Genomic DNA, 12,386 nt, shown 5'->3' on the forward strand with positions numbered 1-12,386 from the left:
CGAATACGCCTCGTCCACAATTACGGCTTATCCCCACCGCGGCGGGCGTCGGTGGTGGCTAGATCCGCGGCAGGATGCGGGCCATGAGCGCCGCGACACCACCTGCCGAGTCCACACCCGAAATCCTCATCGCCACCGCCCAGGCCTGCCTGCGCGAAGAAGCCACCGCCATCGCTGCGGCCTCGGGGCACGCCAGCAGTACCGTGGCAACTCCTGACCCGGCTGGGGGAGCGTGGCGCCGGGCAGCAGCCATCCTCATTGACGCACCCACCGCGCAACTCATCGCCGCCGATGGTGCCCACAACCGCCGGGACGCGGTTTTCCTCATCCACGACGACACTGAGGAACCGGACCTGCGTGCCGCGTTGAATATTGGTGCGGAACAAACCTTCGCCCTGCCCAGCGGCGGCGCCCGCCTCATCGAGCACCTGGGCCGCCCAGAGCGCGGCAGCGGTGATGGCCTTGTGCTGGCCCTCATCGGGGCTGCAGGCGGGGCGGGCACCAGCGTCACCGCCGCAGCATGTGCCCTGGCTAGCGCCTATACCTGGCCAACGGTGCTCATTGATGCCGATGAACTTTCCGGTGGGGCGGACCTGCTGCTCGGCATGGAACATATCCCCGGGGTGCGCTGGCCCGATATCCGCACCGGTGGGCGCATCGACAGCGCCGCACTGATTGACGCCCTGCCGCGTTCTACCTGGGCTTCCGGCGGGCCGGGCCTTATCACCATGCCGCGTGCCCGCGGTGGGGTACCTGAGTCCATTGCTTCCGGGGCCGTCGGGGCCGTCGCGGATGCAGTCGTCGCCCACGGGGGAGTGGGCGTGGTGGACCTGCCCCGCCGTGGCGAGGTACTCGCCGACATCTTGCCCCGGGCCGATATTGCTGCGGTGGTGGTGCCACGCACTGTGCGGGGTATCGCCGCCAGCGTTGAGCAAGCCCGCATGGTGCGGGCGCTGGGCCCCGAACCAGTTGCCATCGCCACTGGTCCAGCACCCGGCGGGGTGTGCGCTGACGATATTGAGTACGCCACCGATATGAGCGTGGTCGCCACCATGCCGTGGCTGCGGGGTCTTGCGGCCGAAATTGAGCACACCGGTCTTGCGCGCAGCTCAAGTCGGTTGGCCGACGCTGTGCGCGGTCTTATCGATACCGACATTGCCGCCGACGAGGCGCACCCGAGGTGGTGGCAACGATGGGCCAGCTAGTGGCGCAGCCCCCTGCCGATGACCTGCTCACCCGGGTCCGCCGCCGCCTTGCCGACGCTTCTGATCCCACCGCCGCGACTGCCGAGGCAATCGCCGAGGCGGTGCGCCAGGAAGCTGGCGGTGTCATTGGTGATGCTGAGTTGCTGCGCATGGTGCGCACGATGCGCGATGAGCTCACCGGGGCGGGAGTTCTGGACCCGCTGCTGCGCCTGCCAGGTGTCACCGACATCCTTGTGACCAGCCCTGATGAGGTGTGGATCGACCGCGGCGCCGGCATGGAACGAGTCGAGGTGTGCTTCCCCGGGCCGGCTGAAGTGCGTCGGCTTGCGGTGCGCCTGGCGGGGGCCTGCGGGCGACGCCTCGATGATGCCCAGCCCTACGTGGATGCCCATCTGCCTGGTGGTATCGGCGGGGTCGGGGGCGCCGGAGTGCGGGTGCACGCGGTACTGAGCCCGCCGGCAAAAGACCACACCCTCATTTCGCTGCGGGTGCTGCACCCGGCCCGGCGTGGTCTTGTGGACCTGGCCGAAAGCGGGTTCGCCCCACCAGAGGCCATCGCCATGCTGCGCGCGGTCATCGCCCACAGGTGTTCGTTCCTGGTATCTGGTGGCACCGGCACGGGCAAGACCACCTTGCTGTCGGCTCTGTTGGCAGAGGTCGCCGCGACTGAGCGGATTGTGTGCATTGAGGACACCCCGGAACTGCAGCCCGCGCACCCGCATGTAGTGAGCTTGGTGACCCGCCCGCCGAATATCGAAGGCGCTGGTGAAATCACCCGGGCTGAGTTGCTGCGGCAGGCGCTGCGCATGCGGCCGGACCGAGTGGTGGTCGGTGAGGTCCGCGGCGGGGAGATCGTGGACCTGCTTGGTGCGCTCAATACCGGCCATCAGGGCGGTGGCGGCACCGTGCACGCGAACACCATCGGTGATGTGCCCGCCCGCGTGGAGGCCCTCGGGGCCCTAGGAGGGGTGTCCGCGCAGGCTATCGCCGCCCAATTCATCGCGGCAGTACACGTGGTCATTGGGGTGCGCCGAAGTGCCCAGGGCCGTCGGCTGGCCGCTATTGGTGTGGTCGAACCCGACCAGCCGATGCGGGTGAGCCAGGTGTGGCCCGGGGACCGGGACGCTTTCCAACGTCGGGTGGGGGAGCTGTCATGACCAGCTTGCCGCTTGCCCTGCTCACCGGGGCCGGTGCGGTACTGGCCTGGCCAGCCGCCAACCCCAAGCACCGCCTGGACATTCTGGTACCTGCCCGGCACCTGCCGCAGGTCAGCGCATTGGTGTGGTGTGTGCCTGGGCTAGTGATTGCGTTGTGGTCGTCCCCGGCAGTGGCGATTGCCGTCGTGCTGATTGCCCGCACGGTGTTGTCAGTGCACCGGTGGCGGGCCCACCGCACGCACCAGGACGCGGTGCTCACTGCCACCGCCTGCGCCGCCGACACCCTGGCCACCCAATTACGGGCCGGGGCGAGTGCGGCAACTGCCCTATACGCGGCGGGCACCGATGCGGGGCCACCTATTGGGGAGGCACTCACCACCGCGGCGACTCGCGCCCAATTAGGTGGTTCGGCGGCGGCAGCTATTCGTGCCAGCGGAATCGATGAGTTGCGTGGCCTTGCTGCCGCCTGGGCGCTGGCCGAGCACTACGGACTCGCCCCGGCGGATATGGCAGAGGGAGTGCGTGCCGACGCCCGGGGCCGACAAGCCTTCCGCAGCCGGGCGAATGCGAGCCTTGCTGGGCCGCGGGCAACGATGTACATCCTCGCTGGCCTGCCGCTGCTGGGCCTGGTGATGGGGCACCTGCTGGGCGCGGACCCGCTGCGCTTTTTCACCCACGGCCTAGGCGCGGTGGTGCTGGTGGTGGGAGTAACACTGAGTTGCGCCGGGGTGCTGTGGGCACTGGCTATCCTGCGCGGGGCGGAGCAACCCCGATGAGTCTTGCCCTCTTAGTCCTCGCGGGTGCGCTAGTGCTGAGCTGCCCGCCCAGACCTGCGCTGCGGCTGCCGGAGATGAGCGCATCCATCGCGCCACCAGCAGCAGCGTTAAGAATGCCGGCATGGGTGCGGCGGGTCCTCGACCCCATCGCCGCCACCGTGCGCAGGCCACGCCGAGGCGCATCCGGCCAACTCGCTGCCGCCGAAGCTCTCGGTATCCTCGCCGCCTGCCTGCGCTGCGGCCTTGACATCACAGCTGCGGCGCACGCCACCGCAGCGGTCGTCGATGACGACCTCGCCGAATGCTTCACCACCACCGCAGCGCGACTACAGCTCGGCGCAGCACGCCCATGGGAACCCGTGGCCGACAACCCATGTTTAAGTGAACTACCGGCCCTTGCCCAGCGATCCGCTGACTCCGGCACCGCCTTCGCGCACGCCATTGCAGAACTCGCCGACAGATTCCGCAGCCGCGCCGCCGACAGCGCCGAAGCCGCAGCCGAACGCGCCGGGGTGCTCATCGCCGGCCCGCTGGCACTGTGCTTCCTGCCCGCATTCATCGCCCTCGGCCTCGTGCCCGCTATTGCCGGACTGGCCGGCCCGATGGTGGAGGCCACCCGATGAGACCCGCCACTCACACCGGGCGCTGCCGCGCACCACCGCACCGCAGCGCACCCAAAAAACCCACAACCACACACCAACCCAGAAAGGAACCCATTCCCATGTCCACCATCACCGGCTACGCCGCCGACGAATCCGGCATGAGCACCGTCGAATACGCCCTCGGCACCGTCGCCGCTGCCGCCTTCGGCGCACTGCTCTACACCGTCGTCACCGGCGGCACGATTACCGAAGCACTAACCGACATCATCGAACAGGCACTGTCGACTCGATGAGCACCACCCAGGCATGGCTCGCCCCCGCACCGCACCTGGTGCCGGGGCGGCTGGTGCGCGCAGACTCCGGCCAAGCCACCGTCGAAACCGCCTTCGCGATCGCCGCGCTATGCGCCGTGTTGGTCCTCATCATCGGGGCGATCACCACCGTGACCACCCACCTCAGCGCCACCAGCATCGCCTCCCAGATAGCCCGGGCCACCGCCCGTGGGGACACCGACACCGCCGACGCACTCGCCAACCAGCTTCCCGACGCCACCGTCCACACCAGCACCACCGCAGGCATGGTCATGGTGGACCTCACCGTCGAGATGCCGCTGCTCGACGTGCACGCCCACGCCGTCGCCCTGGACGAGGAGAGTGCCTAAATGCACCCGGCCTGGCGCGCCCACCGCGGCTCCACCACCATCACCGCGGCGCTGATGACCAGCGCTATCGCGGTGGTGGTCGCCGCTGTACTGATCGCCGCCACCGCACTTATTGACCAGCACCGCGCCCACAACGCAGCCGACCTTGCCGCTATTGGTGCAGCAACAGTCAAACAACGCGGCGTGGCCCACCCCTGCCGCACCGCAGCAAGGATCGCGCACGCCAATAACGCGCACCTCACCGAATGCAACACCGACGGCGAAGACATCATCGTCAGCGTCGACGTGGGGCAGCAGCTCGGGTCAGCTCGCGCCGGGCCTAAACAACGGGACTAAATCGAGGCGGCCTCTGAGACCCCCATGAGCACCTTGATCGCCGCTTCCTTATGTAACGGCTCATTGCCGTTGCCGCACTTCGGCGACTGAATACACAATGGGCACCCGTCCGCGCAGGCACACTCACGCACCGCATCACACGTAGCCGCCAACCAGTGCGCAAAAGCCTCAAAACCACGATCGGCGAAACCCGCGCCGCCCTGGTAGCCGTCATAAACAAAAACCGTCGGCAAGCCAGTATCGATATGCACCGCTGTTGACACCCCACCGATATCCCACCGATCACAGGTGGCCACCAGCGGCAAAATACCAATCGCGGCGTGCTCGGCGGCATGCAACGCCCCGGGCACATCAGCAGCATCCACACCCCACCGGCGCAGGGCAGCATCACGCACCGTGTACGCCACCGCCCGGGTATGCAGCAGCTCAGGTGGGTAATCCAACGGCACCGTGTCCAGCACCTCACCGCTGCGCATCCGGCGCAGATACGACGTCACCCGGCGTTCGACCTCCACCTCGACCAACGCGATATCCACCCCGTCGGGAAGCTGACGGGACTCCACCGTGCGCAACACCCGGATATCAGTATCCGAGCGGGCCATCGTGGTCCACTCCGGGCTTTCCGGGTGCACCAGCGCCAACGCGCCATCCACATCCAGCTCATCAACCACAAAAGACTCCCCGCGGTGCAGGTAGACCGCCCCGTCATGCACCTGGGTCGTCGCCTTCGACGCAGAAATAGACCCCAACACCCGGCCATCAGTGGCATCGACGATGGTGACCTCAGTGCCGCTACCGCCACGCAGACTCACCGCAGCATGGGCACCCGCCAACGTCGGCCCATCCGGTATGTCCCGACGATCCCGGGGGAACAACCGGCCACCGCGCTGGCGCAGCCACCCATCGGCCACCATCTCCGACACCACCGCGCCCGCACCCCAGGCCTCAATATCGGCCGGCTCCAGGGGGCGCTCCACCGCGGCGCAATACACATGCCCGCGCAGCACATACGGATTCGTCGGGTCGAAAACCGTCTTTTCCACCGGCCGGCCCAACAACACCTCCGGGTGGTGCACCAAATACGTATCCATCGGGTCCGCCCGGGCCACCAACACCACCAACGCGCCCTGGCCACGCCGACCCGCCCGGCCCGCCTGCTGCCAAAAACTGGCGACCGTCCCCGGAAAACCGGCCTCCACCACCGCATCCAGCCCACCGACATCAATGCCCAACTCCAGGGCATTCGTTGCCGCCACACCTAATAACTCCCCGTTATCAAGGCGGCGCTCAATATCGCGGCGCTCTTCGGCGAGGTAGCCAGCCCGGTAACTCTCCACGCGCTGGGCGAGGTCGGGGTGGGAGTCGGCGAGCAACTCGCGCACACTCATCGCAATCTGCTCGGCACCATGCCGGGAACGCGCGAAAGTCAACACCCGGGCGCCCTCACCGAGCAGCCGCGCCATGATCTCCGCGGCCTCCGCCGTAGCCGACCGACGATGGTGCTGCCCACCCACGGCGGGCTGATTCAGCAGGTCGACGACCCCATCGTCGGCAGGCGGACGCAATAAATCCACCTGGCCCTGGCCAGCCGAGCGAGCCACCGGCTCCCATAAAGCGATAGTGCGCTCACCTACGGGCGCGCCGTCCTCGGTGACAGCAACAACATCCTCGCCAATGAGGGCACTGGCATGAGCAGCCGGGTCCGCCGTCGTCGCAGAAGCGAACACCACCGTCGGATTCGCCCCATAACGGCGGGCAATGCGCAGCAGGCGGCGCAGCACCAGCGCCACATGGGCGCCGAAGACACCCCGGTAGGCGTGGCATTCATCAATCACCACAAAACGAAGATTGCGCAATAACCGGGTCCATTGCTGATGGTGGGCAAGGACACCAAGATGAAGCATGTCCGGGTTGGTGAATACCCACCGAGCCGAGTTCCGCACCACCGGCCGGGCCGCGGAGGGGGTATCCCCGTCATAGCTAGCTACCCCCGCCTCCGGGGCGACGTGCATAGCCAATTCCCGCGCCGCCGCGAGCTGATCTGCGCCTAGTGCTTTGGTGGGGGACAGGTACAGCGCAGTCGCTGCCGGGGAGGAAGCCAACTGGTGCAAAACCGGTAATAAATAGCCCAAGGATTTGCCTGATGCGGTGCCGGTGGCGACGACCACATGTGCGCCCGCGTGGGCATAGTCAGCAGTCGCCACCTGGTGTGACCAGGGAGTATCGATGCCTCGTTCGGCAAAAGCGGCCCGCAGATCCGGGCCCACCCACTGCGGCCACGGGGCGTGCTGGGCGGGCCGGGCCGGGGTGTCGCTGAGATGAGTTAGTGCCGCTGGCGGGGCGGCGCGCAGCACCGGGGCAAGCAACTCGCGACCAAATTCACCCATCGTGGCTGCCCTCCTAGAAGCGATTATCTGCACCTCAATTGTGCGCTGAAGTGGCGCAGAACTACCGGTGCCAAAAACTCAGTGCGTCGATCTGGGACCAGACGTGGCACAATGGCCAATGCGCACCAGGGAGTTCCCGAGGGAAGCCCTGACTGCGTTCTCAATTTTTCTAAGCAAGGAGCAGTATTTTAATGGCACAGGGCACCGTAAAGTGGTTCAACTCGGAGAAGGGCTTCGGGTTCATCGCCCCGGCCGACGGCGGTAACGACGTCTTCGTCCACTACAGCGAAATTCAGGGCAACGGCTTCAAGACCCTCGAAGAAAACCAGCAGGTTGAGTTCGAGGTCGGCGAAGGCCAGAAGGGCCCCCAGGCTCTTAACGTCCAGGCGCTGTAAGTTACAGACTTACACATGCCCCGTAGGGCAGCCATTAATCCCCGGATAATGCAGTAACGACGTTCTCGTTTCCTGCCGTATCCATCGGAGACCCCGGAGAAGCCACAGTGCATTAGGCACTGTCGCCCCGGGGTTTTGTGCTGCCTAGGGGGTAGTACAAAAACGCGAAGAGACAGCAAACTACGGGACTGTTTCTCCGACATGTGTACGGTATTCCTTTAGATCCACAGCAAGTTCCCTAAAAAGGTCAGTTCGTCCCGCCACGTGGGCACCCCACCGCAGGCGGATATGACCGCGAGAGATGCAGGACAGTTCCGAAGTGGCAGATAACAACGGCAGCAAGTGCCTGGTGATCGTCGAGTCGGCGACAAAGGCCCGCAAAATCGCGCCTTACCTGGGCAACGACTACATCGTCGAGGCCTCAGTGGGTCATATCAGAGACCTTCCGCGCGGTGCTGCCGACGTGCCGAAAAAGGACAAAGACAAGCCGTGGGCACGCCTCGGCGTCAATGTTGATGACGAGTTCCAGGCTCTTTACGTCGTCAGCCCGGATAAGAAGAAAAAGGTCGCCGAGCTTAAACGCCTGCTCAAAGAGGTAGACGAACTTTATCTCGCCACAGACCCCGACCGTGAGGGCGAAGCTATCGCCTGGCACCTGCTTGAGGTACTCAAACCCAAGGTGCCCGTGCGCCGCATGGTCTTCCACGAGATCACCAAACCCGCCATCCTCGAGGCCGCCGCTAATACCCGCGAACTCGACGGGAACCTCGTCGACGCCCAGGAAGCCCGCCGCATCCTGGACCGCCTCTACGGCTACGAGGTCTCCCCGGTGCTGTGGAAGAAAGTCATGCCGCGCCTGTCTGCGGGGCGTGTGCAGTCGGTAGCCACCCGCGTCATCGTTGAGCGGGAGCGGGAACGGATGGCCTTCCGCGCCGCCGATTACCACGATCTTTCCGCCACGTTCGACACCGGCCAGCCCGGTGATGACACCCAGCCGCGTTCTTTCGAAGCCCGGATCAGCACCGTTAATGGTGACCGGGTCGCCCAGGGCCGCGATTTCGACGACCGGGGTCGGCTGAAGAAGCCCGACTCGGTCACCGTGCTTGACCAGTCCGCCGCCGAAGCGCTTGCCGAGGCAGTCAACGGTTCGTCCTTCCAGGTCACCGGGGTAGAGGAGAAGCCGTACACCCGGCGCCCCTACCCGCCGTTCATGACCTCGACGCTGCAGCAGGAAGCCGGCCGACGCCTGCACTACACCTCCGAGCGCACCATGCGCGTGGCCCAGCGCCTGTACGAAAACGGCCACATCACCTATATGCGTACCGACTCGACGAACCTGTCGAAGTCCGGCACGGCCGCTGCCCGCGCCCAGGCCACCGAACTCTATGGCCGTGAGTTCGTCTCTGAAGCGCCGCGCAGTTACCAGCGCAAGGTGAAAAACTCCCAGGAAGCCCACGAGGCCATCCGCCCCGCCGGGGAGCGTTTCGCCACCCCAGGAGAGCTCGCTAATTCCCTGGACGCGGAGGAGTTCAAGGTTTACGAACTCATCTGGCAGCGCACCGTCGCCTCCCAGATGGCCGATGCCCGCGGTACCTCGATGAAGGTCACCGTCGCCGGCGAAGCCGCAGGCAGTGATCTCGAGTTCACCGCTTCTGGCCGCACCATCACCTTCCCGGGCTGGTTGCGGGCCTACGCTGATGAGGGCGATACCCGCAGCGATTCCCAGCGTTCCCGCCTACCCCGCCTGGTGCAGGGCGATGGCCTCACCGCCACGAAGGCCGCTGCTGAAGGCCACACCACCAACCCGCCGGCCCGCTACACCGAGGCTTCGTTGGTGAAGAAGATGGAAGAGCTCGGTATCGGCCGCCCGTCGACCTACGCCTCCATCATCAAAACCATCCAGGACCGTGGTTATGTGTACCCGCGCGGTAACGCCCTGGTGCCTTCCTGGGTGGCCTTCGCCGTCACCGGCCTGCTTGAACAGAACTTTGAAGACCTCGTCGACTACGACTTCACCTCCGGGATGGAAGATGAGCTCGATGAGATCGCAGCCGGTGAAGAAGACCGCACAGAATGGCTGCGTGGTTTCTACTTCGGCGCGGAATCGGCTGGTAATGGCGTTGCCGACGCTGTGGCCGCCCGCGGTGGCCTGAAGAACATCATCGACGTCAACCTGGAGGCCATCGACGCCCGTCGGGTCAATTCCCTGCACGTTTTCGATGATGAAGACGGCAACCCGATTGTGGTGCGCGTTGGCCGCTATGGCCCCTACCTGGAGCGCATCCGCCCCGGTGCCGGGGAAAACGGTGCCGATGAGGTGCAGCGCGCTAACCTGCCGGAGTCACTGACCCCCGATGAGTTGAACCTGGAGACCGCGGAAAAACTGTTGGCCATGCCGCAGGGTGGCCGTGAGCTGGGGGAGAACCCGGCCAATGGCCGCATGGTGGTTGCCCGCGATGGCCGTTATGGCCCGTATGTCACCGAACTGGTCACCGACGACGAGCGTGAATCGGTTGCCGAAAAAGCCGAGGCGATCATCGCTGAAGAACGCGCCGCCGAGGATAAGCAGCGCGCCGAAGAAGGCAAGCGGGCGAAGAACTGGGAGACCAAAACCGCGGCGAAGCAGAAGGAAAAGCGCACCGCCGAGATCATCGAGGAAACCCTGAAACCTAAGACGGCTTCGCTGTTTTCGGGCATGGAGCCTTCCACGGTGACTCTCGAGGAGGCGCTGCGTCTGCTGTCGCTGCCGCGCACGGTGGGTGTGGACCCTGCTGATGGGGAGACCATTACCGCCCAGAATGGCCGCTACGGCCCGTACCTGAAGAAGGGCAGTGACTCGCGTTCTCTGGAAAATGAGGAGCAGATTTTCACAGTCACCCTCGATGAGGCGCGTCGTATTTACGCCGAACCGAAGCGTCGGGGCCGGGCTGCTGCGAAGCCGCCGCTGAAACAACTGGGCGATAACGACGTCTCGGGCCGGCCGATGTCGGTCAAGGATGGTCGCTTCGGCCCCTATGTCACCGATGGTGAAACCAACGCCTCGCTGCGCAAGGGCGACACCCCGGAGACCATCACTGACGCCCGGGCCTGTGAGTTGCTTTCTGAGCGCCGCGCCAAGGACGCAGCCAATGGTGGTGCTAAGAAGAAGGCCACCAAGAAGGCGGCGAAGAAGACCGCGAAGAAGTCGGCCAAGAAAACGGCGAAGAAATCAGCGAAGAAGGCGACTCGGAAAAAGTCCGCCCCGACGCTGACGAAGCGGACCGTGTCGCGCCGCTCGAACCGCTAGCCGCCGGCAGGCGCCAGCGTCGGCACGCTAGGAGCGGTCGGCCAAGGTCGGCCGCACCGGGCGGGCCAACTGCGTGATGTGCTTACGCCCGCGCAGCTCCACGGACTTCATGGAGGTCCAGCGGGCCTGCTCGTCCTCATGGGCGCGGCGCACTGTCGCCGCCGTGGCCAGCACCCCACCAGGGGTGTCCTTGGCCAGCTCCACAAGGCGGGCGGCCTGATTCACCGCGTCCCCAATGACGGTGTACTCGAAACGATCCCGGGCACCGATATGGCCGGCCACCACGTGCCCTGCGGCCACACCAATACCGGCCGACAGGGTTAGATTGCGCAGTTCCTGGCGCAGCTCGCGGGCAGCGGTAAGCGCGTGGCCGGCAGCGTCGTCAAGCGGCAGCGGAGCGCCGAAGACCGCCAAGGCCGCGTCTCCCTGGAACTTATTGATGATGCCGCGGTTGCGGTGCACACAGTCCACCACATGCTCGAAGAAAGCATTGAGCTCGGCGACCACTGTCTCCGGGGGATTATTCACCGCGAATTTCGTTGACCCAATAACGTCGACGAACAGCACCGCGACAAGTTTGTCCTCACCGCCGAGCTCTGGGCGTTCCTCCAGGGCCTTACGTGCCACCTCAGTGCCGACGTACCGGCCGAAGAGGTCCCGCATCCGCTGCCGTTCATGCAGGCCACGCATCATTTCGTTGAAACCGGCCTGCAGCACACCCATTTCGGAACCGTCATAAATCGGCACCCGAATGCCGGTATCGCCCCGGCGCACCCGGTTGACCGCGTCGGTGAGGTCGCGGATCGGGTCCACCACGGACATCGACATCAGCAAGGTACCGAATACGCCAGAAATAATTGTCAGCAGCGCCAGGGCACTAATTGCCGGGATGAGGTCCGAGCTGTCCGAGGTGAAAAAGCCGCGTTTTTGGGCGAATAGCACCAGCACGATGCCGATCGTCGGCAAGCCAGATGTCAGCAGCCAGGTCAGGATGAGGCGTTGGGAAACCGGTGGTTCCAGTGAGGACTCCGGCATATGCCGGTTGAGTGCCTCGGTGGCCACTGGGCGCACCAGACGCTCACAGATGAAGTACGTCATCACCGCAACTGTGGCGCCACCGAACATGGCGGTAATCACCACCACTGCCCCCAAACGCGGGTCCACCCGGTAGGCGACCACACCGAAAACGACCTCGCCGAGAATCCAGATCACCCCGCCCAGCAGGGCTTGGAAGACCGGGATGCGCAGCACCAGGATGCGTACTCGTTTCGGGTCTGCGGTATCGCGGTGGCGTTGCCAGGCCAGCAGCGGGCGGAAAAGCACATAGGTGGTGGCAATACCGACGATTGCTGCGACGGCGACATATATCGCCAGGCCGATGACCATACTGGCGGGAAGTTCGGAAAAACCGGTGAGCCTTTCCAGCGGCAGCAGGGTGAGGAAAATACCGACGCCGATGCCGCCGATCAGGTTGCACATGCACACGCCAGCGGCATATGCCGGCCAGGGGGTGCCAGCAAGCCACCGAAGATTCCGCCACATCGCGCGCATACCCACTACTTTAACTGGACTACGGACATG

11 protein-coding genes are annotated in these 12,386 nt (G+C 65.3%); 9 read left to right on the top strand and 2 right to left on the bottom strand.

All coding sequences use genetic code 11. The annotated features are described in order from the left end of the window. Positions 1-83: 83 nt before the first annotated feature. From ssd to KRX51_RS00985, 7 genes are all read left to right on the top strand, one after another. Positions 84-1,205 (top strand): septum site-determining protein Ssd, encoded by a 1,122-nt coding sequence (gene ssd / locus KRX51_RS00955; protein ID WP_218361094.1) that lies wholly within the window; start codon positions 84-86, stop codon positions 1,203-1,205. Beyond that, on the top strand, positions 1,193-2,362 hold the full coding sequence (locus KRX51_RS00960) for a TadA family conjugal transfer-associated ATPase (protein ID WP_218361095.1): 1,170 nt from the start codon (positions 1,193-1,195) through the stop codon (positions 2,360-2,362). The genes ssd and KRX51_RS00960 overlap by 13 nt, the downstream gene beginning before the upstream one ends. Further along, entirely contained in the window at positions 2,359-3,138 is a 780-nt protein-coding gene (locus KRX51_RS00965) for a type II secretion system F family protein (RefSeq protein ID WP_218361096.1), read from the top strand. The genes KRX51_RS00960 and KRX51_RS00965 overlap by 4 nt, the downstream gene beginning before the upstream one ends. Next, on the top strand, positions 3,135-3,761 hold the full coding sequence (locus tag KRX51_RS00970; protein ID WP_218361097.1) for a type II secretion system F family protein: 627 nt from the start codon (positions 3,135-3,137) through the stop codon (positions 3,759-3,761). The genes KRX51_RS00965 and KRX51_RS00970 overlap by 4 nt, the downstream gene beginning before the upstream one ends. A 98-nt stretch (positions 3,762-3,859) precedes the next feature. Then, complete coding sequence (locus KRX51_RS00975; RefSeq protein ID WP_218361098.1) at positions 3,860-4,033, top strand: DUF4244 domain-containing protein; 174 nt, start codon at positions 3,860-3,862, stop codon at positions 4,031-4,033. After that, complete coding sequence (locus tag KRX51_RS00980; protein WP_218361099.1) at positions 4,030-4,401, top strand: TadE family type IV pilus minor pilin; 372 nt, start codon at positions 4,030-4,032, stop codon at positions 4,399-4,401. The genes KRX51_RS00975 and KRX51_RS00980 overlap by 4 nt, the downstream gene beginning before the upstream one ends. Next, positions 4,402-4,737: an Rv3654c family TadE-like protein gene (locus KRX51_RS00985; RefSeq protein ID WP_218361100.1), complete on the top strand. Its 336-nt coding sequence runs from the start codon at positions 4,402-4,404 to the stop codon at positions 4,735-4,737. Here the strand turns inward: KRX51_RS00985 and KRX51_RS00990 are convergent. Next, complete coding sequence (locus KRX51_RS00990) at positions 4,734-7,124, bottom strand: DEAD/DEAH box helicase (protein WP_218361101.1); 2,391 nt, start codon at positions 7,122-7,124, stop codon at positions 4,734-4,736. The two genes, KRX51_RS00985 and KRX51_RS00990, sit on opposite strands and share 4 nt — an antisense overlap. 191 nt (positions 7,125-7,315) lie before the next feature. Between KRX51_RS00990 and KRX51_RS00995 the strand changes: the two genes are divergently transcribed. Together KRX51_RS00995 and topA are read left to right on the top strand one after the other, a co-directional pair. Then, complete coding sequence (locus KRX51_RS00995; protein ID WP_218361102.1) at positions 7,316-7,519, top strand: cold-shock protein; 204 nt, start codon at positions 7,316-7,318, stop codon at positions 7,517-7,519. A 301-nt stretch (positions 7,520-7,820) separates the two neighbouring features. Further along, positions 7,821-10,805: a type I DNA topoisomerase gene (topA, locus tag KRX51_RS01000; RefSeq protein ID WP_218361103.1), complete on the top strand. Its 2,985-nt coding sequence runs from the start codon at positions 7,821-7,823 to the stop codon at positions 10,803-10,805. Between the two features lie 27 nt (positions 10,806-10,832). Here topA and KRX51_RS01005 read toward each other — a convergent pair whose 3' ends face one another. Further along, positions 10,833-12,356 (bottom strand): adenylate/guanylate cyclase domain-containing protein, encoded by a 1,524-nt coding sequence (locus KRX51_RS01005; protein ID WP_218361104.1) that lies wholly within the window; start codon positions 12,354-12,356, stop codon positions 10,833-10,835. Between the last annotated feature and the right edge of the window lie 30 nt (positions 12,357-12,386).

The organism is Corynebacterium sp. TAE3-ERU12 (genome assembly GCF_019209905.1).
Taxonomy (GTDB): domain Bacteria; phylum Actinomycetota; class Actinomycetes; order Mycobacteriales; family Mycobacteriaceae; genus Corynebacterium.